This is a genomic window from Variovorax sp. Varisp41 (assembly GCF_047325085.1).
Classification (GTDB): Bacteria; Pseudomonadota; Gammaproteobacteria; order Burkholderiales; family Burkholderiaceae_C; genus Variovorax.
The window spans coordinates 6,427,228-6,451,004 of record NZ_CP168540.1 but is presented as its reverse complement, the minus strand read 5'-3'; the positions used below and the strand labels follow the sequence as shown (position 1 = coordinate 6,451,004).

Below are 23,777 nucleotides of genomic sequence, written 5' to 3'. Positions count from 1 at the left end.
TTGAAGGAATGACCGCATGACCGAATCCCAGAACCTGCTCGAGACCTGGCTTGCCGAGGAGCGGGACATCATCACGAGGCTCGAAGCCGGCCCGGGCCCCGGCGTGGCCCGCCCCGAGCAAGTGAGCGGCAAGACCGGCCTGGAAATCATGCAGGCCATGCTGCGCGGCGACATCCCCTATGCCGCCATCGCCAAGACGCTGGACTTCACCGTCATCTCGGTCAGCCCCGGCGTCGCGATCTTCCAGGGCACCCCGTTGCCGCAGCACCTGAACCCGCTGGGCACCATCCACGGCGGCTGGGTCGCCACCCTGCTCGACTCGGCACTGGGCTGCTCGGTCCACACGATGATGCCGCCCGGGCGCAGCTACACCACGGCCGAGCTCGGCGTGAACTACGTGAAGGGCCTCACGCCCAAGGTGCAGCGCGTGCGCGCCGAGGGCAAGGTGATCCACTGCGGGCGACAGCTCGCGACGGCGGAAGCGCGGCTGGTGGGCGCCGATGGCACGCTGTACGCGCATGCCACGACGACCTGCTTCGTGTTCGAGATTCCCGCGGGACGCTGAGCTTCGGGGCCCGGGCGGTCGCCGGCCCTACAGCGCGGGCGCCAGCGCCCCCGCCATCAACCGCAGGTTCTGCACGGCCGCCCCCGCGGCCCCCTTGCCCAGGTTGTCGAGCACCGCGCTCAACACGACCTGCCCCGTGCGCTCGTTGAAAGCCACCGCGAGGCTCATGTCGTTCGTGCCGTTGTGGATCCGCGGATCCAGCTCGGTCAAGGGTGCATCGGTAGACAGCGGCAGCACCCGCACATGCGCCGCGTCCAGATAGCGCTCGGCCAGGCACTCATGGATGCGCGCACCCGACACGCCGGCGGGAAGCAGCCGCGCATGCAGCCCGATCGTCAGCACGATCCCCTGCCGATAGCTGCCATAGGCCGGCACGAAGAGGGGCCGCTGCGACAGGCCGGCGTAGGCCTCGATCTCCGGCACGTGCTTGTGTTCGAGCCCCAACCCATAGACCGTCAATGAATGCGCGCCAGCGCCGGCCTCGTGCGCTTCGGCACCCGCCCTGCCCTGGCCCGAATAGCCCGAGACGGCGTGGATGACCAGCGGATAGTCGGCGGGCAGCAGACCCGCGTCCGTCAGCGGCCGCAGCAGCGCGATCGCGGCCGTGGGATAGCAGCCGGGATTCGTGACCCGCGATGCCGAGGCGATGCGTTCGCCCTGCCCCGCGGCCAGCTCCGGCAAGCCGTAGACCCAGCCGGGGCTGGTGCGATGCGCCGAGCTCGCATCGATGACGCGCACCGACGGGTTCTCGATCATCGCCACCGCGTCGCGCGCCGCGGCATCGGGCAGGCACAGGATCGCGATGTCGGCCTCGTTGAGCGCGGCACGGCGCGCGGCCGGGTCCTTGCGCAGGTGGGTGGGCAGGGTGCGGATGCGGAATTCCCCGCCGCGCAGCCGGTTCTGCAGATCGAGGCCGGTGGTGCCCTGATCGCCGTCGATGAAGAGGTGGAGGTCCATGGAGCACGATCGTAGGGAGGGAGCCGCGATGGCTCCAGCTAAATATATGGAACTCCGGATTCAAAAAAGATAAATTGGCGCGATGCGGGAACTGAGCCTCGACCATCTGCGCACCCTGGTCGCCATCGCCGATCTCGGGTCGCTGGCCAATGCGGCGCGCGCGCTGCACCTGGCGGCCCCCACCGTCACGGTGCAGATCGCGGAACTCGAATCGCGCCTCGGCGGCCAGCTGCTGGTTCGCGGGCGCGGGCCCGCGCAGCCGACGGCCCTGGGCGAGCGCTTCATCGCGCGCGCCCGCCGGCTGCTGGCCGATGCCGACGACGCCGTGGAGGACGTGCGGCGCCAGCTCGCGGGGCAGACGGGCCGCGTGCGCGTGGGCGCCTCGACGGGCGCGATCGCGCACCTGCTGCCGCCCGCGCTCGAACGACTGGCGCGCGACCATCCGGGCATCGAGGTCAACGTGCAGGTGCTGACCTCCAACGACAGCATGGCGCGGCTCGCCGCGGGCAGCCTCGACCTCGCGGTGGTGGCACTGCCGCAGCCGCCGGTGCGCGGCGTGCATGTCACGCCGCTGCGGCGCGAGGCCGTGCTCGCTTTCCTGCCGGCGGCCTGGAAGGCGCCGAAGCGCCTCACGCCGCAGTGGCTGGCCGATCGGCCGCTGATCATGAACGACGCCTCCACGCGGCTCTACCGGCAGACGGCCGAATGGTTCTCGGCGGCCGGCGTGCATTGCCGGCCGCGCATCGAGCTCAACTACAACGATGCGATCCGCACGCTGGTGGCCGCGGGCTATGGCGCGGCCCTGCTGCCCGAGGAAGCGGACGGGCGCGCGCCCGATCCGCGCGTCGCGGTCCGGCCGCTGAGCCCGGCGCTGTGGCGGCAGTTGGGCCTCGCGGTCGGCGACCGCGACGTCGGTGGCCCGACGCGCTTCGTGCTCGAGGTCCTGCAGGCGTCGAAGGGTCGCGGCGGCCCGGGCGAGTAGGCCTGCGGCTTGTAAGTCCAAACGACGCGCGCCCACCCTCTCTGTTGATAATCGTTCGCATCGGCGCCGCAGGCCGGCCGCCGCATCGCCCCGAGAACACATCACCGACCTGGAGGATCCCCTCATGACCCAACGCATCGGCGCGCGCGCAGCACACGCCCTGATCGGCGCCACCGGCGCCTGGCTCGCCCTCGCCGCCCTGCCCGCGCATGCGGCGGAAGAGCTCACGCTCTACACCACGCGCGAGCCGGCGCTGATCCAGCCGCTGATCGCGGCCTTCAGCGCGCAGAGCAATATCAAGGTCAACACGGTGTTCGTGAAGGACGGCCTGCTCGAGCGCGTGAAGGCCGAGGGCGCGCGCTCGCCGGCCGACGTGCTGATGACGGTGGACATCGGCAACCTGGTCGACCTGGTCGACGGCGGCGTCACGCAGCCCGTGAAGTCGGCCGCGCTCGAATCGGCGATTCCCGCCAACCTGCGCGGCGCCGACGGCCAGTGGTTCGCGCTCTCGATGCGCGCACGCGTGCTCTACGCCGACAAGGCGCAGCCGCTCACCAATTTCCGCTACGAGGACCTCGCCAATCCCAAGTGGAAGGGCAAGGTCTGCATCCGCGCCGGCCAGCATCCCTACAACACCGCGCTGGTGGCCTCGCTGATCGCGCACGACGGCGAAGCCAAGGCCGAGCAGTGGCTGCGCGGCGTGAAGGCCAACCTGGCGCGCAAGGCCACCGGCGGCGACCGCGACGTGGCGCGCGACATCCTCGGCGGCATCTGCGACGTGGGCCTGGCCAACTCCTACTACGTGGGCCAGATGAAGAGCGCCAAGGAAGGCACCGACGCGCGCAAGTGGGGCGATGCCATCAAGGTGGTGCGCCCGACCTTCGCCAAGAGCGGCGGCACGCACGTCAACATCAGCGGCGCGGCTGTGGCGAAGAACGCGCCGCAGCGCGCCAACGCGGTCAAGCTGCTCGAATTCCTGGTGTCCGAGCCGGCGCAGGCCCTCTATGCCGACGCCAACTACGAATACCCGGTGCGCAAGGGCGTCGCGCTCGACCCGATCATCGGCCAGACCATCGGCGAGCTGAAGGTCGATCCGCTGCCGCTGACCGAGATCGCCAAATACCGCAAGCAGGCCAGCGCGCTGGTCGACAAGGTCGGCTTCGACCAGTGAGGTGCACCGCCGGGTGCCCTGAGTCCAGGGCATCCGCATGCTGATGAGGGCCTCGCGCGGCCCCCGGACGCTGCAGGCGGTGGGCCCGCTGTGGCGCGGGGCCGCGTTCCTCGTGGCGGCCGGCGTGCTCGCGCCGGTGCTCGCCTTGCTGTGGCTCGCGCTCGGGCCCGGCGCCCAGGGCTTCGCGCACTGGCAATCGCTGTTCGCCCATGTGCTGCCGCAGGCCACGCTCAACACGGCCATGCTGCTGGCGGGCGTCGGCCTGCTGGTGCTGATCGTGGGCACCGGTTGCGCCTGGCTGGTCACGGCCTGCGACTTCCCGGGCCGGCGCGTGCTGCACTGGGCGCTGCTGCTGCCGCTGGCGATGCCGACCTACATCGTCGCCTTCGCCTACCTCGACCTGCTGCATCCCATCGGCCCGGTGCAGGGCGCGATCCGCTGGCTGCTGGGCTACGACAGCCCGCGCCAGTTCCGCCTGCCCGACCTGCGCTCGATGGGCGGCGCGGTCTTCGTGCTGGGCTTCGTGCTCTATCCCTACGTCTACATGACGGCGCGCGCGATGTTCATGAGCCAGCCCGCGCACCTGATGGAGGCCGCGCGCATGCTCGGCGAGAACCGGCGCGGCGCCTTCTTCCGCGTCGCGCTGCCGCTGGCGCGCCCGGCGCTGGCCGTGGGCCTGAGCCTGGCGCTGCTCGAGACGCTCAACGACATCGGGGCTTCCGAATTCCTCGGCGTGCAGACGCTCACCGTGGCCGTCTACACGACCTGGATCACGCGCTCCGACCTCGCGGGCGCGGCGCAGATCGCCTGCGCCATGCTCGCCATGGTGATCGCGCTGGTCTGGCTCGAACGCAACGGCCGGCGCCATCAGCGCTACGGCTCGGCGCAGCGCATGCGCGCGCTGCAGCCGCGGCCGCTGCGCGGCGCCATGGCCTGGGCCGCCACGGCGGCGGCCTCGCTGCCGGTGCTGATCGGCTTCGTCGCGCCGGCGCTCTACCTGGTCTGGGAAAGCGCCAAGCGGCTGCGCCAGGGTGGCGGCATCTCGCACGGGCTGCTCGCCAGCCTGGCCAACACCATCGCGCTGGCGGCCGGCGTCACGGCGGCCGCGGTGGCGGCCGGGCTGCTGGTGGCCTGGGCCGCGCGCAACCCGGGCGGCCAGGGCGGCGCCGCGCGGCGCGGCCGCTGGCCCGCGCGCGTGGCCACGCTGGGCTATGCGGTGCCGGGCACCGTGCTGGCCATCGGCCTGCTCACGCCGGCGCTGGCCTTCGATGCCGCGCTCGCCACCGCGTTCGGCTGGCAGGGCCTGCCGCTGATGGGCGCGGGCGTGGTGCTGGTGGTGGCCTGCACCATCCGCTTCCTCGCGATGCCGATCGGCAGCATCGAGGCCGGCCTGGCGCGCATTCCGCCGGCCATCGAGCAGGCCGCGCGCCTGCTCGGCGAGACCGCCCTCGGCGCGCTGCGGCGCGTGCACCTGCCGCTGCTGCAGCCCTCGATCGCCGCCGGCGCGCTGCTGGTCTTCGTCGACGCGATGAAGGAACTGCCCGCCACCCTGCTGCTGCGGCCCGCCAACTTCGACACCCTCGCGACCTGGCTCTATGCCGAGGCCGCGCGCGGCACCTACGAGGAAGGCGCGATCGCGGCGCTGCTGATCGTGGCGGCCGGCCTGCTGCCCGTGATGCTGCTGGCGCGCAGCCAGCTCGCGGCCGCGCACGCGGCCGATCCCCTGCCCGTATCCTCCGCCACGCCATGAGCGCCAACCTGCACATCGACGCCCTCCGCCTCGCCTACGACACGCCGCGCGGCCCGCACGTCGTGGTCGACGGCTTCTCGCTCGCGCTCGCGGCCGGCGAGATCGCCTGCTTGTTCGGGCCCTCGGGCTGCGGCAAGACCACGGTGTTGCGCGCCATCGCAGGCTTCGAGCCGCTGCGCGCGGGCGAGATCCGGCTCGGCGAGCGCACGCTGTCCTCGGCGCGGCAGCACCTGCCGCCCGAGGCGCGGCGCGTGGGCATGATGTTCCAGGAGTACGCGCTGTTCCCGCACCTCGACGCGGCGCGCAACATCGCCTTCGGCCTGCGCCGGCTGCCGCGCGCTCGACAGCAGTCGCGCGTGGCCGAGATGCTGGCGCTGGTCGGGCTGGCCGAGGCCGGGGAGCGCTATCCGCACGAGCTCTCGGGCGGCCAGCAGCAGCGCATCGCGCTGGCCCGCGCGCTCGCGCCCGCGCCGGCGCTGCTGCTGCTCGACGAGCCCTTCTCCAACCTCGACGGCGCCACGCGCGAACGGCTCACGGTGGAGGTACGCGCGATCCTGCGCCAGGCCGGCCAGACCGCGATCCTCGTGACCCACAACGAGGCCGAGGCGCAGGCCATGGCCGACCGCATCGGCGTGATGCATGGGGGCCGCATCACGCGCTGGATCGAGACCTCGGCCCGCTGAGGCTTAGCACAAGACGCGCTTTTGCCGAATGGGCTTTTCGGGAAAAGGTTGTTCGCCCCCGGAAGAATCCGGCCCCACCGATTCATCCGGAGCGCCCATGTCCCAGCCCCTCACCCTCGTCAGCCACCTGCTGTGCCCCTACGTGCAACGCGCCGCGATCGCGCTGCACGAAAAGGGCGTCGCCTTCGAGCGCGTCGTGATCGACCTCTCGGCCAAGCCCGACTGGTTCCTCGCGATCTCGCCGCTGGGCAAGGTGCCGCTGCTGCGCGTGCAACGGCCCGACGGCGGCGAGACCGTGCTGTTCGAGAGCAACGTGATCTGCGAATACCTCGAGGAGACCCAGCCCGGCGCGCGGCTGCATCCCGAGGATCCGCTCGCACGCGCCGAGCACCGCGCCTGGATGGAGTTCGGCTCGGCCATCCTGGCCGACCTCTGGGGCTACGAGACCACCAAGGACGCCGAGGTGTTCGCGCAGAAGCGCCAGGCCCTGGCCGACAAGTTCGCGCGCGTCGAGGCGGCGCTCGGCGCCGGCCCCTTCTTCGCGGGCGAGCGCTTCAGCCTGGTCGACGCGGTGTTCGCGCCGGTGTTCCGCTACTTCGAGGTGTTCGACCGCCTCGTCGACTCGAAGCTCTTCGACGCCCTGCCACGCGTCGATGCCTGGCGCCGGGCGCTGGCCGCGCGGCCCAGCGTGCGCGCGGCGGTGGTGCCCGAGTACCCCGAGCACCTGATGGACTTCCTGCGCAAGCACGAATCGCTGCTGCTCACGCGCGCCGAGGAAGTCCGAGCGGCTTGATCGGGGCGCCGGGAGACCGACAATAGCGGGCTCCCCACGACAACACCCACGGACTCCACGCGATGAGACTCCTCCACACCATGCTGCGCGTCGGCAACCTGCAGCGCTCGATCGACTTCTACACGAAGGTGCTGGGCATGAACCTGCTGCGCACCTCCGAGAACCCCGAGTACAAGTACAGCCTGGCATTCGTCGGCTACGACGAGGGCAACCCCGGCCAGGCCGAGATCGAGCTCACCTACAACTGGGGCACCGAGAGCTACGAGCTCGGCACCGCCTACGGCCACATCGCGCTCGGCGTGCCCGATGCCTACGCCGCCTGCGAGAAGATCAAGGCCGCGGGCGGCAACGTCACGCGCGAAGCCGGCCCCGTGAAGGGCGGCACCACGGTGATCGCGTTCGTGACCGATCCCGACGGCTACAAGATCGAATTGATCCAGCGCGCCGAACAGGCGGCCGGCGGCGGATTGCGCTGATCGGCGATGGCCACGGGTGCCGCGAAGAAGAAGCCGGCCGCGAAAAAGGCCGGTGCCAAGGCCGTGCGCCACGTCGCGCTGCTGCGCGGCGTCAACGTCAACGGCATCACGATCCGCAGCGCCGAGCTGCAAGCGCTGTTCGTCGAGCTCGGCTTCGGCGCGGTGCGCACCGTGCTCGCGAGCGGCAACGTGCTGTTCGACACCGAGGAGACCGACACCGCCGCGCTGCGCCAGCGCATCGAGCAGGCGCTGCGCGAGCGCTTCGGCTACGAGGCCTGGATCGTGTTGCTCGCACAGGCCACGGTGGCGCGCATGGCCGCGGGCTATCCCTTCGAGCGCGTCGACGAGGAGCGCCATCCGTACATCGTGTTCGGCTCCGATCCGGCGATGCTCGACGAGGTGATGGCCAAGGCCGAGGAACTCGAGACGTACACCGACCGGCTGCAGCGCGGCGACGGCGTGCTCTATTGGGAGCTGCCGCGCGGCGAAAGCACCGACACGCCGGTGGCGAAGCTGCTCGCGAAGACGCGCTACAAGTCGAGCACCACCACGCGCAACCTGCGCACGGTCGAGAAGCTGCTGGCAGCTTGAGCCGGCCGGGGCCGCCGCATGCGGGGAACTGCCCCTGCGCAAGGCACGGGATTTGCAATAGATTGAAAGGCCGACCGACGCGTCGGCCTTTTTCATTCGAGCGCCACGATGCACATCTCCAGAATCATTCCAACAGCCATGCTCGCCGTGACCGCGGCAGCGCTTTCCGCCTGCGGCGGCGGCTCCGGCGGCGGCTTCGCCCCGCTTCCCATCGGCAGCGCACCACCGCCGCCGGCGGCGCCACCACCGGCCCCGCCCGGCGCGCGCTTCGATCCCGCGCTGTGCGTGCAGCAGGCCGGCACGCCGCACGGCCAGACGGCCGGCATCAGCGGCACCAGCCTGATGGTGACCTCGGCCCACTACGAAGCCTCGAAGGCCGGCTGCAAGGTGCTGGCGACCGGCGGCAGCGCGATCGACGCGGCCATCGCGGTGCAGGCGGTGCTCGGCACGGCCGAGCCCTTCGCCTCGGGCCTCGGCGGCGGCACCCTGGTCACCTACTACGACGCGGCCACCCGGGCCGTGCGCACCTTCGACGGCCTCTCGGCCGCGCCCGCGGCCACCGGCGGCGCGACCACGCTCTACCAGGCCGTGGCGCAGGACGTGTCGAGCGCCGCGCCCTACAACGTCTGCAAGAGCGGCCTCGCGGCCGGCGCGAGCATCTCCTCGCAGCAGGGCAACACCAACATCTCGGCGCGCGCGGTCGGCATTCCCGGCACGGTGGCGGTGCTCGACCTGGTGCACCGCGCGTACGGTCGCAAGGCCTGGAACGCCCTGTGGGACGACGCGATCGCGCTGGCCGAGAACGGCTTCCCGATGACGAAGTACATGTACGCCACGCTCTACGCCGACAGCGCCGAGTTCGACGACGACGGCAACCCGGTGGCCGCCGGCAGCGGCGTCCCGGCCTGGGTCAACTCGGCCGGCACGGTGCGCGGCGCCGCGCGCTGCAAGTACCCCGACATCGCGAAGCGCTACTGCGACCCGGCCGATGCCACGATGCAGAAGCCGCTGCCGATCGGCACGCTCATCAGGAATCCCGAGCTCGCGCAGACCATGAAGCTGGTGCGCGACGGCGGCGCCGCGGCCTTCTACGATCCGGCCCGGCCCACGGTGCAGGCGATCGTGGAGCGCACCACCACCGGCAGCCTGCCCTGCCGCTCGGTCCTGCCGACCGCGGGCACGCCCGCCAAGCCGGCGGTGGCGACCACCATCGCCTCGATCCCGAGCCTGATGCAGCCGGCCGACTTCGCGGCCTACCGGGCGGTGGAGCGCAAGCCGCTGGTGGGCACGCGCTTCGGCACCACGATCTACACCCAGCCCGCGCCCTCGTTCGGCGGCTTCGTCACGCTCTATTCGCTCGGCATCCTCGAGCGCAAGAAGCTGCAGGACGAGAAGGCGCTCGACACGCCGCGCTTCGTCTACTACGCCGCGGAGGCGAGCCGGCTCGCCAACGTCGACCGGCGCGCCGTGATCGGCGACCCCGCATGGTCGAACGTCAACGCGCGCGCCTCGGTGCTGCTGAGCGAGGCCGAGCTCGACCGCCGCGCGGCGCAGATCGGCGACAAGGCCTTCGACACCGCACCCGCGGGCAACATCGGCAGCTTCGTGGCGGCTGACCCGGCGGGCTACGACACCATGGCCGCGCTCGGCAAGGCGCGCGCCGCCGCGCCGGCCACGCGGCTGGCGCAGGCTCGCCCCACGGCACGCGACGAGGACTGGAACACCACCAGCAACGTGGCGGTGGTCGATGGCTACGGCAATGCGCTGTCGATGACGACCACGACCAACACGCACTGGGGCGCGCACCTCGAGGCGGCGGGCATCATGCTCAACGACGTGATGTCGAACTTCTCGGCCGGCTCGAGCGCGCCGCCGAGCACGGGCTCGGACGTCAACGGCTACCAGGGCACGAAGCGGCCGCGCACCTCGATCGCGCCCGCGATCGCCTTCGATGCCGAGGGCCGGCTGCGGCTGGTCTGGGGGTCGGCGGGCGGCGGCCCGATCCCCGACTACATCGTCAAGACCTTCATGGGCCACGTGGTCTACGGCCTCGACCTGCAGGCCGCGATCAACGCGCCCAACTTCACGGGCCAGAACGGCGTGGCCGAACTCGAGGCCGGCTCGGCGCTGGCGCCGCTGGCCGACGGCCTGCGCGCGAACTATGGCTACGGCAGCGACAACCTGCTCGTGACCGGACTGCTCAGCGGCCTCAGCGGCATCGCGGTGACGCGCGACGCGAACGGCCGCGCGGTCTACAGCGGCGCGGCCGACAACCGGCGCTCGGGCGCGGCCTTCGGCTACTGAGCCCGCGTCGCGCGCACGAAGAAAAGCCTGGCGGTGCCAGGCTTTTTCATGGGGCGCGGATCAGCAGCCGAGCAACTCGGCCAGCTGCAGGATGTCGCGCGCATGCAGGTTGTTGCCAGCCACCGGCGTCACGTCCTTGGGCTGCGCGCGGCCGAACTCGAAGGGCCGCTCGATGTAGCCGGTCTTGAGGCCGCAGGCGCGCGCGGCCGCGAGGTCGTCGTGGTGCGCGGCGGCCAGCATCACCTGGCCCGGCGTGGCGTCGAACACGCCGGCCACGCCGAGGTAGGTGCGCGGGTCGGGCTTGTAGGCCTTGAAGACCTCGGCCGACAGGATGCAGTCCCAGGGCAGGCCCGCGCGCTTGGCCATCTCGGTCAAGAGGCCGATGTTGCCGTTCGACAGCGAGCAGATGGTGAACTTGCGCTTCAGGCGCGTGAGCCCTTCCACCGCATCGGGCCAGGCCGGCAGCCGGTGCCAGGCGCGGCTGAGCTCGCGCCGCGCGGCGGCATCGAGGCGGTCGCTGAGGCCGAAGTCGCGCAGCACCTGCTCGAGCATGCTCAGGTGCAGTTCGTCGAGCAGGGTGAAGCCGCCCTCGCCCGCGGCGATGCGTTCCATCACCTGCTTCATCGCGGGCTGGTAGCCGGCGCGCCAGGCCAGCGCGAAGGTCGCGCCGTCGACGCCCGGCAGGGCCTGCTCGGCCTCGGCGGCGATGCCGCTGTGCCAGTCGACCACGGTGCCGAAGACGTCGAAGGCCACGACCTTGAGGTCGCTGGCGTCGAAATCCGCGTTGCCCATGGCGGCCTCAGCGCGAAAGCTGGCTCGCGGCGCGCGCGAGCTGTTCGATGCGGGCCCAGTCGCCGTCGCGGATGGCGTCGGTCGGCACGATCCACGAGCCGCCCACGCAGGCCACGTTCGACAGCGCGAGGAACTCGGCCGCGTTGCCCGCATGGATGCCGCCCGTGGGGCAGAAGACGACGTCGCCGAACGGGCCCTGCCAGGCCTTGAGCATCGGCAGGCCGCCGGCCTGCAGCGCGGGGAAGAACTTGAGCTGGGTGTAGCCGTCCTCCTGCGCCGACATGATCTCGCTGCCGGTGGCCACGCCGGGCAGCAGCGGCAGGCCGAGGTCGTGGCAGGCCTTGCCGACCGCGCGCGTGTAGCCCGGGCTCACGCCGAACTTCGCGCCGGCCAGCGCCGAGGCCTGGGCATCGGCCGCGCTGCGGATGGTGCCCGCGCCGGCGACGGCCTCGGGCACTTCCCTGGCGATGATCTCGATGCACTCGAGCGCCTGCGGCGTGCGCAGCGTCACCTCGAGCATGCGAATGCCGCCGGCGACCAGCGCGCGCGCGAGCGGCACGGCGTGCTTCACGTCGTTGAGCACGATCACCGGGATCACCGGCGCGTCGCGCATCACGTCGAGGGCAGTCAGTGCGTTCTTGTCGTTTACAGCCATGAGCAGGCTCCTTCTTCAGCAGTCAATGCATTGCGCCGCATGCCGGCGAACAGTTCGCGCCCCAGGCCATGGCCATCGGCGAAGCGCTGGGCCTCCGACAGCGTCGCGGCCTCGCGCTCGGCCCACTCGTCGGCGGGCAGCAGGACCTCGAGCGTACCCGCGACGGCATCCAGGCGTATGACGTCGCCGTCGCGCACCTTGGCCAGCGGCCCGCCCGCGGCCGCCTCGGGCGACACGTGGATGGCGGCCGGTATCTTGCCCGAGGCGCCGCTCATGCGGCCGTCGGTGACCAGCGCCACGCGGAATCCCTTGCCCTGCAGCACCGACAGCGGCGGCGTGAGCTTGTGCAGCTCGGGCATGCCGTTGGCCTGCGGGCCCTGCCAGCGCACCACGCAGACCACGTCGCGCTCGAGCTCGCCGGCCGTGAAGGCCTTCTGCAGCGCGGCCTGCGAATCGAAGACCCGCGCGGGCGCCTCGACCACATGGCGGTCGTCGGGCACCGACGAGACCTTGATCACGCTGCGGCCCAGGTTGCCGCTCAGCAGCTTCAGTCCGCCGGTGGCGCTGAAGGGCGCGGCGGCGGGCCGAGTGACGGCATCGTTCTGCAGCGCGGCGGCCGGCGTCCAGCGCAGGCGCCTGGCATCGGCCTCGCCCTCGAGCGACGGCACGCCGGCGAATTCGCGGATGCCGCCCGAGCGCACCGTCAGCACGTCTGCATGCATCAGGCCGGCCTCGACCAGCTCGCCGATCACGAAGCCGGGACCGCCCGAGGCCTGGAACTCGTTCACGTCGGCGCTACCGTTGGGGTACACGCGCGTGAGCAGCGGCACCACGTCCGACAGCTTCGAGAAATCGTCCCAGTCGATCACGATGCCCGCGGCGCGCGCCACGGCCACCCAGTGGATCAGGTGGTTGGTGGAGCCGCCGGTCGCGAGCAGCGCGGCCATGGCATTGACGATGCAGCGCTCGTCGACCATCTCGCCGATCGGCGGGCACTGGAAGGCGGCTTCGCCGGCCTTGCCCAGTACCGTGCGCACCGCCTCGCGCGTGAGCGTCTCGCGCATCGCGTCGCCGGGCTGCACGAAGGCCGTGCCGGGCACGTGCAGGCCCATGGCCTCGAGCAGCATCTGGTTGCTGTTGGCGGTGCCGTAGAAGGTGCAGGTGCCGAGCGTGTGATAGGCGGCCATCTCGGCCTCGAGCAGGCCCTGACGGCCCACGAGCCCCTGCGCGGCCTGCTCGCGCACCTTCGACTTCGCGTTGTTCGACAGGCCCGAGGGCATCGGCCCCGCGGGCACGAACACGGTGGGCAGGTGGCCGAAGTGCAGCGCGCCGATCAGCAGGCCCGGCACGATCTTGTCGCACACGCCGAGCATCAGCGCGGCATCGAACATGTCGTGCGTGAGCGCGACCGCGGTGCTCATCGCGATCAGGTCGCGGCTGAACAGGCTCAGCTCCATGCCGGGCGTGCCCTGCGTCACGCCGTCGCACATGGCGGGCACGCCGCCGGCCACCTGCGCGGTGGCGCCGAGGCGGCGCGCCTCGTGCTTGATGATGTCGGGATAGCCCTGGTACGGCGCATGGGCCGAGAGCATGTCGTTGTAGGCGGTGACGATGCCGATGTTGGGCGCGCGCTCGGCGACCACGCGGAACTTGTCGTTGGCCGGGATGCCGGCCACGGCATGCGCCACGTTGGCGCAGCCCATGCGGTCGGAGCCGCGGTCGCGCTGGCGCAGTTCGGCGAGGCGCGCGAGGTAGGCGCCGCGCTGCGCCTTGCTGCGATCGCGGATGCGATCGGTGACGTCGAGGACGGTGGGGTGTGTGCTGCTCATGGGGATGTTGTCGGTGGCTCTGCCGATGGGGTCGCCACTGTCGCGTGGGCGACCTCGAGATGGGTTCATCGTAGCAAGGACGACGCCAGGCCTCGATGGAAATCGGGCACCGTGCCAATACGAATCCACGCCCGGATACGGATGCTTGCAAAACACCCGGACGCGGGCGCGCGCGCGCCCGCGTGGCGGCGCATTCCGCGCGCCGCGGCGGCCTCGAATCAATCGAGCAGCTTGACCTCGACCCGGCGCGCCTGCGCGTCGTTGCCGCTGCCGGCCGTGACGGGCGGGCGCAGCAGGTCGATCCTGTCGGCCGGCACGCCGAGGCCGACGAGCACGTCGCGCACCGTCTCGGCACGCTTCTTGGCGAGCTGTTCGTTGACCGCCGCATCGCCGGTGGTGTCGTGGAAGCCCGAGACCACCGCCTTGCGGCCGGCCTCCACGCCCTTGATGACCGCGGCCAGCGCTTCCGCCGCGCCGGGCGCGAGGTCGGCGCTGCCGGTGGCGAAGTAGAAGTTCACCACGCCGTTGGCGACGCGGATGCTGGCGCCGTCGGGGATCGTGACGGTGACCGTCTCGGTGACCTCGGCCACCGTGGTCTGGGTGGCTGGCGCCGCGGCCGGCACCGTGATGGCGGTCTGCGCAGTCGCGGACGCCCGGGCGGGCGTCTTGTGCCACGCCGCGAAGCCGATCACGCCACCGACGATCAGCACCAGCAGGATCGCGAGCAGTCCGAGGGCGAAATTCTGCTGGCTGTCGTCGGTGGTGTTCGTCACGCGTGCTCCGTAGGATGAAAGCGGCCGGTAAATAATGGGGTGGTCAACCATGATCAGGAAATTGTAGGCATGGGTCCTTCTCCCGACACTGTAGGCGCTGGCCCCACCTCGGGCTCGGACCCGGCGCCCAATCCCGGGCCGCCGGGTCTGGATCCGCTGCCCAAGCCGCTGCGCGATCCCCAGCCGATGCTCGAGCGCACCATCGCCGAATGGGGCGGCCACGAGGACCTCTGGCTGTTCGGCTACGGCTCGCTGATCTGGCGGCCCGAGTTCGATTTCATCGAGCGCCGTCCGGCCTGGGTGCGCGGCTGGCACCGCGCGCTGAAGATGTGGAGCCGCGTCAACCGCGGCAGCGTGCAGACCCCGGGCCTGGTGTTCGGCCTGCTCTCGGGCGGCAGCGTGCGCGGCATGGTGTTCCGCGTACCGGCCGCGCAGGGCCTGGACACGCTGCGCCGGCTCTGGCTGCGCGAGATGCCCACCGGCGTGTACGACCCCAAGTGGCTGCGCTGCGCCACGGCCTCGGGGCCGGTGAGCGCGCTGGCCTTCACGCTGTCGCGGCGCAGCCCCAACTTCACGGGCGAGCTCAGCGACGAGCGCTACCGCCACATCTTCGCGAATGCCGTGGGCCGCTACGGCAGCTCGCTCGACTATGCGCAGCAGACGCTCGAGGAGCTGCGCCGCCATGCGATCCACGACGCGGCGCTCGCGCGGCTGGTGGCGCTGGCCGTGCCGCCGGGCGACACATCGGCGGGGCACACTGCATCGCCGGCCCCGACCGATTGCGATGTGGTGCCGCCTCCGGTATACGTCGCAGGGTCTTCCGACAAGAAATCCTCTCAACCTTCCGGACCCTCCGGATCTCCCGACAAGGACCAACAATGAAGAACTCCTCCCGCCGCCTCGCCGGCGCCGCCACCGCCGTGCTCGCGGCCTCGCTGCTGGCCGCCTGCGGCACGCTGGGCGGCAAGCCCGCCACCACCGTCGAGCTGGTGCCCACCGGCGCGATCACGCCGAACCCGACCACGGGCACCGTCACCTTCACCGCGCTCGAGCATGGCGTGCGCGTGGCCGGCATCGTGCGCGGCCTGCCGCCGAACACCGAGCACGGCTTCCACATCCACGAGAAGGGCGACTGCGGCGACAACGGCAATGCCTCGGGCGGCCACTTCAACCCCAGCGGCGGCACGCACGGCAAGTTCGCCGCGCCGGGCAGCCACGCGGGCGAACTGCCGAGCCTGGTGGCCAACGGCGCCGGCGAGGCACGCTTCAGCGTCGAGAACCATGCGATCTCGCTGACGCCGGGCGCCGCCAACAGCGTGATCGGCCGTGCCCTCGTGGTGCACCGCGACAAGGACGACTTCACGACCCAGCCGGCCGGCAACTCGGGCCCGCGCATCGCCTGCGCGGTGATCGGCAAGTAAGAAGGGTTCAGCCGGCGCGCGGTGCGCCGGCCGCCTCGCGCGCGCGCCACAGCGCCTCGGCGCGCGCCAGGGCATCGGGGGTGTCGATGTCGGTCACGACGCCGGCGTCGTCGAGCGGCAGGTCGGCCACCGAACCCGCCGCGCGCAGCGCGCGCAGGACGGGCGCCGCGCCGAAGTTGCCCTCGAGCGCGGCGAGCGCCGCCTGGCAACCGGCGGCAAAGCCCACCGGATGCCCGCGCTCCCCCTGGTAGCTGGGCTGCGCCGCCTGAGCCCCGCCCGCGAGCGCGGCCGCCACCGCCTGCATCGTCCGCGGCAGCACCAGCGGCAGGTCGCCCGGCAGGATCAGCCAGCCGGACGCACCCGAAGTGGCGCGCACCGCGGCCGCGATCGAATCGCCCATGCCCGGATGGCCCGCGTCCTCCACGTGCCAGGGCAGGCCGCTCGCGCGCACGGCGTCGAGCGTGCGTTCGAGCACCGGCTTGCCGGCCAGCGGCGCGCGCAGCTTGGAACCGCTGCCGCCGGCGGCCACGAAGCGCTCGCCGCGGCCCGAGGCCAGCACGATCACGGTCGGGGGATTCGCGAGGGAGGTCACGGCGCGAGTATCGCTTGGGCAACAATGCCGGCATGACTTCCCCGACTTCCCAAGAATCGCTGGCCGCGCTGCGCAAGAGCTACGAGCGCGCCGAGCTCGGCGAGGCGCACAGCGCCGACGATCCGCTGCGCCAGTTCGAGCGCTGGCTCGACGAGGCCATCGATGCCCAGGTGCCCGAGCCCAACGCGATGACCTTGTGCACGGTCGGCAGCGACCTGCGGCCCTCGAGCCGCATCGTGCTGATCAAGGGCTACGACGCGCGCGGCCTGGTCTGGTACACCAACTACGAGAGCCGCAAGGGCCGCGAGCTCGCGGGCAACCCCTACGCCTCGCTGCAGTTCCACTGGGTCGAGCTCGAGCGCGTGGTGCGCATCGAGGGCCGGGTCGAGAAGGCCGGCGCCGACGAGAGCGACGCCTACTACGCGAGCCGCCCGCTCGATTCGCGGCTGGGCGCCTGGGCCAGCCCGCAGAGCGAGGTGATCGGCGGGCGCGAGGTGCTGGTGAAGAATGCCGCCGTGGCCGCCGCGAAGTACCTGCTCTCGCCGCCACGCCCGCCGCACTGGGGCGGTTACCGGCTGGTGCCCGACCGCTGGGAATTCTGGCAGGGCCGCAAGAGCCGGCTGCACGACCGGCTGCGCTACCGGCTCGAGGCCGGCCAGTGGGTGCGCGAGCGGCTCGCTCCCTAAGCGGTCAGGCCTCGCAGGCCGCCACCTTGAATTCGACGCGGCGATCGAGCGCGTCGCTCGCATCGTCAGCGCCCGTGCCCACGATGTTCTCGCGGAAGCCGGCGCCGGCTTCGCGCAGCTTCTTCGCCAGCGGCGGGGCCTCGCCCACCAGCCGGGTCTTGACGATCACCGCGCGCTGCAGCGACAGCCGCTCGTTGACTGCCTCCGAGCCCGTGCGGCTGGTGTGGCCGGTCACGACCACGCAGGAATCGATCTGCGCCGCCTGGCGCGCGATCTGGCGCAGCCACATCGGGTAGGCGGCACTGATCTTCGGGTCGGCCAGGAAGTCGGTCGAGCCCGGCTTGAACAGGAACTTCACGCTGAGGTTGTTGCTTTCGAGCCCCAGCCGCGCGAGCGTGCCGAAAGTGCGCTCGGCGTCGGCGGTGCGGCCCAGTTGCGACTGCGTGAGGTACAGGCCGCTGTAGACGCGCAGCTGCTGGCCGTCGGGGCGGCGCGAGGCGGCCTCGTAGCGTGCCAGCGCCTCCTGCAGCCGGCCGGCCTCGTAGGCGGCGGTGGCCTCCTGCATCACGGTCGCGGTCGGCAGGCGCTCGAGATAGAGCGCGTCGGCGGCCTGGCCCGGCTGGGTCTCGGCGGTGCGGATGTAGCCCTCGACGCCGCGGTCCTTGCCGTTGACCGGGCTGTCGCGGAAGAAGGCGGTGGGCCGGGTGTCGAGCGTCGCGTCGCTGATGCGCGCCGTCGACTGCGCGATCACGGTGCCGCCCTTGATCTCGGTCAGCGCGAGGTTCAGCCGGTAGGGCGAGCCGCCCGCTTCCTTGTCGCGCACCAGCGTGCCGTTGAGCACGTACTGCGCGGTGGCGATCTCGGTGCTGTTGAACGGCGTCACGGTGAACTGCTTGAACTGCGCCTGCATGCGCTGGACGATGCGCTGCTCGGCCACGCGCGTGACCTCGGTCTGCTGGCCGCTGGCGCTCTCGAGCAGCGGATCGATGACGATGCGGCTCTGCTTCATCGAGGACTCGACCTTGGCGAGGAAGCCCGGCAGCTTCTTGGTCTGCACCATCAGGTCGTCCACCGCCTGGTCGACGGCCTGGTCGAAAGGCATCGCGTTGCCCGGCTGCGGGCGTTGCGCCGCGCAGGCCGCGAGCAGCACGGCGGCGGCGCCGAGCGCCATCGCGCGTAGCGCGCCGCGCAGGCTGGAGGGGATCTTCATCATCAGCATTGGCTCCTCAAGTACGTCATGTCCTGGTCCGACAGCGGCTCGCCCACGGCGGCGCGCATGTTGATCTCGGTGCAGCGCTTCGTCGGCGCCGGCCGGCGCGCGGGGGCGGGCCGGTCGGCCTCCTGTTCCGCCACGCGGGCCGGCGGCGCCTCGGCCGGCGCGCGCGGCTTGGGCGGCGGCCGCGCGGCCGCCCTCTCGCTCGGCCGGTCGACCGCTGCCGGCGGCTTCGCCGGTTCGGGCGCCGGTTTTTCCTCCGGCCTGGGCACGGCGAGACAGGGCGTGCGGCATGGCTTGGCCTGCGCCGCCGCCGGCGTGGCCGCGCCCAGCAGCAGCCACGGCGCGATCGCCGTCGCGACCAGCACCATCGCAACAACGGGCATGGATCGCGTCTGGCAAATCATCAGCGGGGAAATGTAGAGCGGCGCGCGGCGCTCCACATCTCGCCAAACGGCCACCCTGCCGAACGGCATAGGGGGCACGAGGCGGCGAGAAAGATCGAAGGGCTACGGTTTCGCGTGGCCCGCGGCCAATGTCAGGGCAGCCACTGCACCCAGAGCATCACCAGCGTGAGCGTGACCAGCGCGAGCAGCGTGGAGACCGCGACGCTGGCGGTCACCAGGTCCTCGGCGCTGCGGTAGCGCTGCGAGAACAGGAACACGTTGGCGCCGATCGGCAGCGCGGCTGCGACCACCATCACCGTGAGCGGAATGCCGCGCACGCCGAGCGCCCAGCCGATGATCGCCACCAGCAGCGGATGCAGCAGGTTCTTGACGCCGGCCTGCACCAGGGCACTGCGCCAGTGGCGCCCCACCGGCGTGAGCGCCAGCGTGATGCCCACCATCACCAGCGCCACCGGGCCGAAGGCCTGGCCCAGCAGCTCGATGGTGCGGTCGACCGGCTGCGGCATGACCCAGCCGCTCTGCGCGAACAACAGGCCCGCGATGATCGGCAGCGGCACCGGATGGATGATGGCGTTGCGCAGCGCGCGCAGCACGGTGCGCAGCATCGAGCGCTTCTCGGTGCCGCCCAGCACCGCATGCTCGCGCGCCACCGCGAGCTCGAGCACCACGGTGGCGCTGGTCATCAGCACCAGCGAATGCAGCGAGATCAGCGTCAGCAGCACCACCATGCCGGCCTCGCCATAGGCCAGGCCGACCAGCACGATGCCGATCATCACGGTGTTGCTGTAGGTGTTGGCGAGCGCGAGCACCGCGCCCGTGCGGTTGAAGCCGCGCAGCGCCAAGGTGGCCGCGAACAGCAGCCCCGAGGCGATGAAGTAGGCCGCCACCGGCTTGAAGCGCAGTTCCTCGACATGCACGCCGCTCATCGCGCGGAACAGCAGCGCCGGCGCGAGCAGCAGGAAGATGAGATTGGAGAGGTCCTTGACCGCATTGCCGCCGATCCAGCGGCGCCTCCCGGCCAGGTAGCCCGCCGCGATCAGCAGCACGACGGGCAGGAGGGATGAGATGACGAACGAATTCACCGGTCGAGGATAGCCGAGCGATTGCCGCCCTCCCCCGCGGGGAAGGGCGGCACATGCACGGTCAGAAGGTCACGCGCACGCCCACCTTCAGCGAGCGTCCCGGCAGCGGCGCGGCCGGGTACACCGTCGTCGTCAGGATCGAGGTCGGGCTGTAGGCCAGCTTGTTGCCGATGTTGTCGATGCGCGCATACCAGGTGAGGTTGGCGCGCTGCACCTTCATGCGGTAGGCGATCGAGGCATTCCACAGCGTGTAGGCATCGGTCTCCCGCGCGCCGACGCCGGGCACGCGGTGCTGCGCGGCGTTGTAGTCGAAGCCGACGCGGCCGCTCCACGGGCCGTTGCCGTAGACCAGCGTGGCGCCCAGGCGCAGCGGCGCGATGCGCGGCAGCGGTTCGCCGGTGTCGGTGTTCTTCGCGCGCACCAGGTCGCCGCGCCACTCGAGGTCGAGCGTGCCGGCGTCCGCCATGCGCGCGAAGCCGTCGCTGCCCAGCAGGCGCAGGTTGCCGCTGGCCTCGATGCCGGTGAAGCGCGCGCGCACGCCGTTGTAGAGGTACTCGGCCAGCGTGTCGGTGACCTCGGGATCGGTCACGACCTGGCCCTCTCCGTCGAGCGTTCGGCCCGAGGCGGTCAGGCCGATGTAGTTGCGAAAGCGCGTGACGTAGGCGTTGACGCGTGCCGTGTTCGGCCCCGACTTCCATTGCGCGCCGAGGTCGAAGCCGGTCGATTGCTCCTTGCTGAGGTTCGGGTTGCCGACCTCCCACGCGGCCGTGGCCACGTGCGGGCCGTTGGCCAGCAGCTCGTAGTCCTTGGGCGCGCGCTCGGTGTAGGCGATGTTCGAGGTCAGCTGCCACTGCGGCGCGAGGTTGACCAGGGCGCCGAAGGCGGCGCTGTTCGGGTTGAAGGTGCGCTCGCCGATCGCGAAGCGGTCGATGCTCGGATCGTCGGGATAGCCGAGCGATCGCACGGTGACGCGCTCGGTGCGCGCGCCGAAGCTCAGCTTGCCCCACGAGGTCCCCATCTCCTCGTAGAGGAACAGCGCGCGCGAGCGCGTGCGGCTGTGCGGCGCGAAGGCCTCCTCGCCGTCGGCGGCGAAGCGGTTGGTCTCGGCGCTGAAGCCCATCAGGCCTTCCAGCGGCCCGATCTTCTCGTGCCGCACCTCGACGCGCAGGTCGTTGCTCATGTTCGAGAAGGTGGTGCCGGCTTCGGCGCCCTCGAACTCGGTGTGGCGGTAGTTGGTGTGGCTGAGCTTGGCGTGGACGCTGCGGATGATGCCGCCCGGGCGCCACTCGCCCTCGATCGCGTAGCGGTCGGACTTCATCGCGATGGTCACGTCGTCCTCGGCCACGGTGCCGTAGTTGCTGCGGTAGGTGCTGGCCGAGGCGCCGATCCAGCCCTGGTCGAAGAACAGCGTGCCGCCGATCGCGCCGCCATGGGCCTCGTTGGCCGAGTTGCAGATCTTGCGCGCGCGCCAGGGCGAGCCGGGCTTCTCGCAGTTCAGGTCGATCGGCACCGAGACGTCGCTCGAGTCGCGCTTGAAGGCATCGGCATGCAGCGCGAAGCGGCCGTTGCCGCCCTCGAGCATCACGGCGCCGTTCTTCTCGCGGTTGCCGGTGGCGTAGCCGAGGTCGGCACGGCCGCCGAAGCCCTCGATCGGCTCGCTCGGGATGCGGTTGTCGATCAGGTTGACCACGCCGCCGACCGCGCTGCCGCCGTACTGCAGCGCCGACGGGCCGCGCAGCACCTCGACGCGCTCGGTGACCAGCGCGTCGACCGGCACGGCGTGGTCGTAGCTCAGCGCCGAGGCGTCGGGCGCGCCGCCGCCGTTCTGCAGGATGCGGATGCGGTCGCCGTCCTGGCCGCGGATGATCGGGCGGCTGGCATTGGGACCGAAGTAGGTGCTGCTGACGCCGGGGATGTTGTCGAGCGTCTGGCCCAGCGTGGACTGCGAGCGCAGCAGCAGTTCATTGCCCGAGAGCGTGGTGGTGGGCGCGATCAGGTCGCTGGCGCCCAGCGGATTGCCGGTGACGGTGATCTCGCGCAGGCTGGTGGTGGGTTGCGGGTTCGGCGAGGGATCGGCGGGTGCGGTCTGGGCCAGGGCCGCGGCCGAGGCGAGCGAGAGGACGGCAGCGCCGATGGCGTTGCGACGGAATTGGGGGGTCATGAATGAAAACTCGTTGAATCGATGAACGACCGCCGGCCACCCGTGCGCAACGGGTGGCGGCGAATCGGAAACGGGGGATTCAGCGAGCCGGAGGCGGGCCGCGCGCGTCGAACAGCGCGACCCAGCGCGCCAGCGCCTCGCCCTGCAGCCAGGCGAAGGTGGCCGCGGGCAGCAGCACCGGCAGCACCACCAGCGGCACGCCCGGCGCGCTGGCGCCGTGCGCGAGCTGGTCGTAGAGCCGGCACTCGGCATCGGTGTGCAGCCCGAACAGGCTGGCGATGCCATGCGGATGCACATGGGCCTGCGCGGCCGGTGCCTGGACCGCGGCCGCCGGCGCGGGCAGGCCGGGCACGTGCAGCGTGCGGTGCATCAGGCCGAGCGTGCCGGACAGCCACAGCGCCACCGCCAGCACGACGAGCATCGCGCGGGCGGAAACGGGGACGGGACGGCGAAGCGTGTGCACGAGGGAAAAGCTGGCGGGAATCGGGCCAGGGCGGCCCGGAGCGGCAGGGTCAGTCCTTCTTCACTTCTTCACGCGCGCGGCGAAGGTCTTCTGGAACTTCTCGACCTTCGGTCCCACGACGAAGGCGCAGTAGCCCTGGTTCGGGTGGTTCAGGAAGTAGTCCTGGTGGTAGGCCTCGGCGGTCGAATAGTTGTCGAGCGGCTTGACCTCGGTCACTACCGGCGAGGCGTAGGTCTTGCCGGCCTCGATCTCGCGGATGACCTCCTCGGCCACCTGCTTCTGCGCCTCGGTCGTGTAGTAGATGCCGCTGCGGTACTGGGTGCCGACGTCGTTGCCCTGGCGGTTGAGCGTCGTGGGGTCGTGCACCACGAAGAAGATCTCGAGGATCTCGCGCAGGCCGATCTGCGCCGGGTCGAAGCTCAGCTTCACGACCTCGTTGTGGCCGGTGCGGCCGGTGCAGACCTGCTCGTAGCTGGGGTTGACCGTCTGGCCGTTCGCATAGCCCGATTCCACGTCGACCACCCCCTGCACGCGGTCGAACACCGCCTCGGTGCACCAGAAGCAGCCGCCGCCGAGCACGATGGTTTCGGTGGTGGAAGGCGAAGAGGACATGGGAAGGCTCCTGAGGAACTGACAAGCGAACCCGATATTGTCGCGGCTTGACGCATCCGATGCGGCTCACTACATTACTAACCCGCGAGTCATTAAACAATGCCCACTCCCCGATTCCTTGCCGACAAGATCTGCCCGGTCCGCGCCAAGCGCGAACGGCGCAAGGAGGCGCGCCCCGGCGAACTGCTGGCGGCCGCCCTCGATCTGTTCGTCGAGAAGGGCTATGCCGCCACCCGCTCGGAAGAGGTGGCGGTGCGCGCCGGCGTCTCCAAGGGCACGCTGTTCCTCTATTTCCCGAGCAAGGAAGAGCTGTTCAAGGCCGTGGTCATCGAGAACCTCGGCGGCCGTTTCACGGAGTGGAACCAGGAATTCGAGACCTTCGAGGGCACCACGGCCCAGATGCTGCGCTACTGCATGCGCGTGTGGTGGGAGCGCGTGGGCCTGACCCAGGCCTCGGGCCTCACCAAGCTGATGATGAGCGAGGGCGCCAATTTCCCCGAACTGGCCGCTTTCTACCGCCAGGAGGTGGTGCAGCCGGGCCATGCGTTGCTCCGGCGCATCATCCAGCGCGGCATCGACCGCGGCGAATTCCGGCCGGTCGACGTCGACCACACCATCTACTCGGTGGTCGCGCCGATGATCTTCCTGATGCTCTGGAAGCACTCGGCCAACCTCTGCGTCGACGAGGGCGGCAACTTCGACCCCCTGCGCTACATCGAGGCGCAGGCCGACGCGGTGCTCTACGGCCTCAGCACCCGGCCGCGGGCGCAGGCCGAACCCGACGAAGCCGCTGGCCCGTCGGGTGCCGCCTAAAATTGA

Annotated in this window: 25 protein-coding genes; 13 read left to right on the top strand and 12 right to left on the bottom strand. The window is 71.3% G+C overall.

The window, feature by feature from the left end:
* The first annotated feature begins 16 nt into the window (after window positions 1-16).
* Window positions 17-565, top strand: coding sequence for a PaaI family thioesterase (locus ACEN9J_RS29850; protein WP_413762804.1), 549 nt, complete (start codon window positions 17-19; stop codon window positions 563-565).
* Window positions 566-592: 27 nt separating this feature from the next.
* Here the strand turns inward: ACEN9J_RS29850 and argC are convergent, their stop codons facing one another.
* A complete protein-coding gene (argC, locus tag ACEN9J_RS29845) occupies window positions 593-1,522 on the bottom strand; it encodes an N-acetyl-gamma-glutamyl-phosphate reductase (protein WP_413762803.1) in 930 nt (309 codons plus the stop codon).
* A gap of 82 nt (window positions 1,523-1,604) precedes the next feature.
* On the opposite strand from argC, the gene ACEN9J_RS29840 reads away from it, so the two are divergent.
* The 8 genes from ACEN9J_RS29840 to ACEN9J_RS29805 all read left to right on the top strand — a co-directional run bounded on the left by ACEN9J_RS29840 (window position 1,605) and on the right by ACEN9J_RS29805 (window position 10,272).
* On the top strand, window positions 1,605-2,504 hold the full coding sequence (locus ACEN9J_RS29840; RefSeq protein ID WP_413762802.1) for a LysR family transcriptional regulator: 900 nt from the start codon (window positions 1,605-1,607) through the stop codon (window positions 2,502-2,504).
* Between the two features lie 124 nt (window positions 2,505-2,628).
* Window positions 2,629-3,675 (top strand): Fe(3+) ABC transporter substrate-binding protein, encoded by a 1,047-nt coding sequence (locus ACEN9J_RS29835; protein WP_413762801.1) that lies wholly within the window; start codon window positions 2,629-2,631, stop codon window positions 3,673-3,675.
* A 37-nt stretch (window positions 3,676-3,712) separates the two neighbouring features.
* On the top strand, window positions 3,713-5,425 hold the full coding sequence (locus ACEN9J_RS29830) for an ABC transporter permease (protein WP_413762800.1): 1,713 nt from the start codon (window positions 3,713-3,715) through the stop codon (window positions 5,423-5,425).
* The gene (locus ACEN9J_RS29825; protein WP_261214428.1) at window positions 5,422-6,108 is read left to right on the top strand and encodes an ABC transporter ATP-binding protein; all 687 of its coding nucleotides are present in this window, start codon (window positions 5,422-5,424) and stop codon (window positions 6,106-6,108) included. Before ACEN9J_RS29830 ends, ACEN9J_RS29825 begins: the two co-directional genes overlap by 4 nt.
* A 97-nt stretch (window positions 6,109-6,205) precedes the next feature.
* A complete protein-coding gene (locus ACEN9J_RS29820) occupies window positions 6,206-6,901 on the top strand; it encodes a glutathione S-transferase family protein (RefSeq protein WP_413762799.1) in 696 nt (231 codons plus the stop codon).
* Window positions 6,902-6,963: 62 nt separating this feature from the next.
* Window positions 6,964-7,377, top strand: a complete 414-nt coding sequence (gene gloA / locus ACEN9J_RS29815; protein WP_093340085.1) for a lactoylglutathione lyase — start codon at window positions 6,964-6,966, stop codon at window positions 7,375-7,377.
* 6 nt (window positions 7,378-7,383) lie between these two features.
* A complete protein-coding gene (locus ACEN9J_RS29810) occupies window positions 7,384-7,968 on the top strand; it encodes a DUF1697 domain-containing protein (protein ID WP_413762798.1) in 585 nt (194 codons plus the stop codon).
* Window positions 7,969-8,076: 108 nt separating this feature from the next.
* Entirely contained in the window at window positions 8,077-10,272 is a 2,196-nt protein-coding gene (locus ACEN9J_RS29805; RefSeq protein ID WP_413762797.1) for a gamma-glutamyltransferase family protein, read from the top strand.
* Between the two features lie 60 nt (window positions 10,273-10,332).
* Here ACEN9J_RS29805 and ACEN9J_RS29800 read toward each other — a convergent pair whose 3' ends face one another.
* The 4 genes from ACEN9J_RS29800 to ACEN9J_RS29785 all read right to left on the bottom strand — a co-directional run bounded on the left by ACEN9J_RS29800 (window position 10,333) and on the right by ACEN9J_RS29785 (window position 14,321).
* Window positions 10,333-11,064, bottom strand: a complete 732-nt coding sequence (locus ACEN9J_RS29800; protein WP_057597172.1) for a haloacid dehalogenase type II — start codon at window positions 11,062-11,064, stop codon at window positions 10,333-10,335.
* 7 nt (window positions 11,065-11,071) lie between these two features.
* Window positions 11,072-11,719: a bifunctional 4-hydroxy-2-oxoglutarate aldolase/2-dehydro-3-deoxy-phosphogluconate aldolase gene (eda, locus tag ACEN9J_RS29795; RefSeq protein WP_057597173.1), complete on the bottom strand. Its 648-nt coding sequence runs from the start codon at window positions 11,717-11,719 to the stop codon at window positions 11,072-11,074.
* Window positions 11,710-13,548: a phosphogluconate dehydratase gene (edd, locus tag ACEN9J_RS29790; RefSeq protein ID WP_057597174.1), complete on the bottom strand. Its 1,839-nt coding sequence runs from the start codon at window positions 13,546-13,548 to the stop codon at window positions 11,710-11,712. The genes eda and edd overlap by 10 nt, the downstream gene beginning before the upstream one ends.
* A 218-nt stretch (window positions 13,549-13,766) precedes the next feature.
* A complete protein-coding gene (locus tag ACEN9J_RS29785) occupies window positions 13,767-14,321 on the bottom strand; it encodes an OmpA family protein (protein ID WP_261214419.1) in 555 nt (184 codons plus the stop codon).
* A gap of 69 nt (window positions 14,322-14,390) precedes the next feature.
* On the opposite strand from ACEN9J_RS29785, the gene ACEN9J_RS29780 reads away from it, so the two are divergent.
* Together ACEN9J_RS29780 and ACEN9J_RS29775 are read left to right on the top strand one after the other, a co-directional pair.
* Complete coding sequence (locus ACEN9J_RS29780) at window positions 14,391-15,203, top strand: gamma-glutamylcyclotransferase (RefSeq protein ID WP_413762796.1); 813 nt, start codon at window positions 14,391-14,393, stop codon at window positions 15,201-15,203.
* On the top strand, window positions 15,200-15,742 hold the full coding sequence (locus ACEN9J_RS29775; protein WP_057597176.1) for a superoxide dismutase family protein: 543 nt from the start codon (window positions 15,200-15,202) through the stop codon (window positions 15,740-15,742). The genes ACEN9J_RS29780 and ACEN9J_RS29775 overlap by 4 nt, the downstream gene beginning before the upstream one ends.
* 7 nt (window positions 15,743-15,749) lie before the next feature.
* On the opposite strand, the gene ACEN9J_RS29770 is transcribed toward ACEN9J_RS29775, so the two are convergent.
* A complete protein-coding gene (locus tag ACEN9J_RS29770; protein WP_296733785.1) occupies window positions 15,750-16,334 on the bottom strand; it encodes an NTP transferase domain-containing protein in 585 nt (194 codons plus the stop codon).
* A 32-nt stretch (window positions 16,335-16,366) separates the two neighbouring features.
* On the opposite strand from ACEN9J_RS29770, the gene pdxH reads away from it, so the two are divergent.
* On the top strand, window positions 16,367-17,020 hold the full coding sequence (pdxH, locus tag ACEN9J_RS29765) for a pyridoxamine 5'-phosphate oxidase (RefSeq protein ID WP_057598633.1): 654 nt from the start codon (window positions 16,367-16,369) through the stop codon (window positions 17,018-17,020).
* Window positions 17,021-17,024: 4 nt separating this feature from the next.
* Here the strand turns inward: pdxH and ACEN9J_RS29760 are convergent, their stop codons facing one another.
* The 6 genes from ACEN9J_RS29760 to msrA all read right to left on the bottom strand — a co-directional run bounded on the left by ACEN9J_RS29760 (window position 17,025) and on the right by msrA (window position 22,958).
* On the bottom strand, window positions 17,025-18,233 hold the full coding sequence (locus ACEN9J_RS29760) for an OmpA family protein (RefSeq protein WP_413762795.1): 1,209 nt from the start codon (window positions 18,231-18,233) through the stop codon (window positions 17,025-17,027).
* The gene (locus ACEN9J_RS29755) at window positions 18,233-18,619 is read right to left on the bottom strand and encodes a hypothetical protein (protein ID WP_413762794.1); all 387 of its coding nucleotides are present in this window, start codon (window positions 18,617-18,619) and stop codon (window positions 18,233-18,235) included. The genes ACEN9J_RS29760 and ACEN9J_RS29755 overlap by 1 nt, the downstream gene beginning before the upstream one ends.
* A 152-nt stretch (window positions 18,620-18,771) precedes the next feature.
* On the bottom strand, window positions 18,772-19,722 hold the full coding sequence (locus tag ACEN9J_RS29750) for an AEC family transporter (protein ID WP_057596280.1): 951 nt from the start codon (window positions 19,720-19,722) through the stop codon (window positions 18,772-18,774).
* A gap of 61 nt (window positions 19,723-19,783) precedes the next feature.
* The gene (locus ACEN9J_RS29745; RefSeq protein ID WP_261214407.1) at window positions 19,784-21,883 is read right to left on the bottom strand and encodes a TonB-dependent receptor; all 2,100 of its coding nucleotides are present in this window, start codon (window positions 21,881-21,883) and stop codon (window positions 19,784-19,786) included.
* 79 nt (window positions 21,884-21,962) lie between these two features.
* Window positions 21,963-22,304, bottom strand: coding sequence for a hypothetical protein (locus ACEN9J_RS29740; RefSeq protein ID WP_057596282.1), 342 nt, complete (start codon window positions 22,302-22,304; stop codon window positions 21,963-21,965).
* 102 nt (window positions 22,305-22,406) lie between these two features.
* Window positions 22,407-22,958, bottom strand: a complete 552-nt coding sequence (gene msrA / locus ACEN9J_RS29735; protein ID WP_057596283.1) for a peptide-methionine (S)-S-oxide reductase MsrA — start codon at window positions 22,956-22,958, stop codon at window positions 22,407-22,409.
* Window positions 22,959-23,057: 99 nt separating this feature from the next.
* Here msrA and ACEN9J_RS29730 point away from each other — a divergent pair, with 99 nt between their 5' ends.
* Window positions 23,058-23,771: a TetR/AcrR family transcriptional regulator gene (locus tag ACEN9J_RS29730; protein WP_057596284.1), complete on the top strand. Its 714-nt coding sequence runs from the start codon at window positions 23,058-23,060 to the stop codon at window positions 23,769-23,771.
* Window positions 23,772-23,777: the final 6 nt, after the last annotated feature.

What these genes read in the sequence shown, in the direction of transcription:
- ACEN9J_RS29850 (WP_413762804.1), top strand. Translation starts at nt 17, where the DNA reads ATGACCGAATCCCAGAACCTGCTCGAGACCTGGCTTGCCGAGGAGCGG.
- argC (WP_413762803.1), bottom strand. Translation starts at nt 1,522, where the DNA reads ATGGACCTCCACCTCTTCATCGACGGCGATCAGGGCACCACCGGCCTC.
- ACEN9J_RS29840 (WP_413762802.1), top strand. Translation starts at nt 1,605, where the DNA reads ATGCGGGAACTGAGCCTCGACCATCTGCGCACCCTGGTCGCCATCGCC.
- ACEN9J_RS29835 (WP_413762801.1), top strand. Translation starts at nt 2,629, where the DNA reads ATGACCCAACGCATCGGCGCGCGCGCAGCACACGCCCTGATCGGCGCC.
- ACEN9J_RS29830 (WP_413762800.1), top strand. Translation starts at nt 3,713, where the DNA reads ATGCTGATGAGGGCCTCGCGCGGCCCCCGGACGCTGCAGGCGGTGGGC.
- ACEN9J_RS29825 (WP_261214428.1), top strand. Translation starts at nt 5,422, where the DNA reads ATGAGCGCCAACCTGCACATCGACGCCCTCCGCCTCGCCTACGACACG.
- ACEN9J_RS29820 (WP_413762799.1), top strand. Translation starts at nt 6,206, where the DNA reads ATGTCCCAGCCCCTCACCCTCGTCAGCCACCTGCTGTGCCCCTACGTG.
- gloA (WP_093340085.1), top strand. Translation starts at nt 6,964, where the DNA reads ATGAGACTCCTCCACACCATGCTGCGCGTCGGCAACCTGCAGCGCTCG.
- ACEN9J_RS29810 (WP_413762798.1), top strand. Translation starts at nt 7,384, where the DNA reads ATGGCCACGGGTGCCGCGAAGAAGAAGCCGGCCGCGAAAAAGGCCGGT.
- ACEN9J_RS29805 (WP_413762797.1), top strand. Translation starts at nt 8,077, where the DNA reads ATGCACATCTCCAGAATCATTCCAACAGCCATGCTCGCCGTGACCGCG.
- ACEN9J_RS29800 (WP_057597172.1), bottom strand. Translation starts at nt 11,064, where the DNA reads ATGGGCAACGCGGATTTCGACGCCAGCGACCTCAAGGTCGTGGCCTTC.
- eda (WP_057597173.1), bottom strand. Translation starts at nt 11,719, where the DNA reads ATGGCTGTAAACGACAAGAACGCACTGACTGCCCTCGACGTGATGCGC.
- edd (WP_057597174.1), bottom strand. Translation starts at nt 13,548, where the DNA reads ATGAGCAGCACACACCCCACCGTCCTCGACGTCACCGATCGCATCCGC.
- ACEN9J_RS29780 (WP_413762796.1), top strand. Translation starts at nt 14,391, where the DNA reads ATGGGTCCTTCTCCCGACACTGTAGGCGCTGGCCCCACCTCGGGCTCG.
- ACEN9J_RS29775 (WP_057597176.1), top strand. Translation starts at nt 15,200, where the DNA reads ATGAAGAACTCCTCCCGCCGCCTCGCCGGCGCCGCCACCGCCGTGCTC.
- pdxH (WP_057598633.1), top strand. Translation starts at nt 16,367, where the DNA reads ATGACTTCCCCGACTTCCCAAGAATCGCTGGCCGCGCTGCGCAAGAGC.
- ACEN9J_RS29760 (WP_413762795.1), bottom strand. Translation starts at nt 18,233, where the DNA reads ATGATGAAGATCCCCTCCAGCCTGCGCGGCGCGCTACGCGCGATGGCG.
- ACEN9J_RS29755 (WP_413762794.1), bottom strand. Translation starts at nt 18,619, where the DNA reads ATGCCCGTTGTTGCGATGGTGCTGGTCGCGACGGCGATCGCGCCGTGG.
- ACEN9J_RS29745 (WP_261214407.1), bottom strand. Translation starts at nt 21,883, where the DNA reads ATGACCCCCCAATTCCGTCGCAACGCCATCGGCGCTGCCGTCCTCTCG.
- ACEN9J_RS29740 (WP_057596282.1), bottom strand. Translation starts at nt 22,304, where the DNA reads ATGCTCGTCGTGCTGGCGGTGGCGCTGTGGCTGTCCGGCACGCTCGGC.
- msrA (WP_057596283.1), bottom strand. Translation starts at nt 22,958, where the DNA reads ATGTCCTCTTCGCCTTCCACCACCGAAACCATCGTGCTCGGCGGCGGC.
- ACEN9J_RS29730 (WP_057596284.1), top strand. Translation starts at nt 23,058, where the DNA reads ATGCCCACTCCCCGATTCCTTGCCGACAAGATCTGCCCGGTCCGCGCC.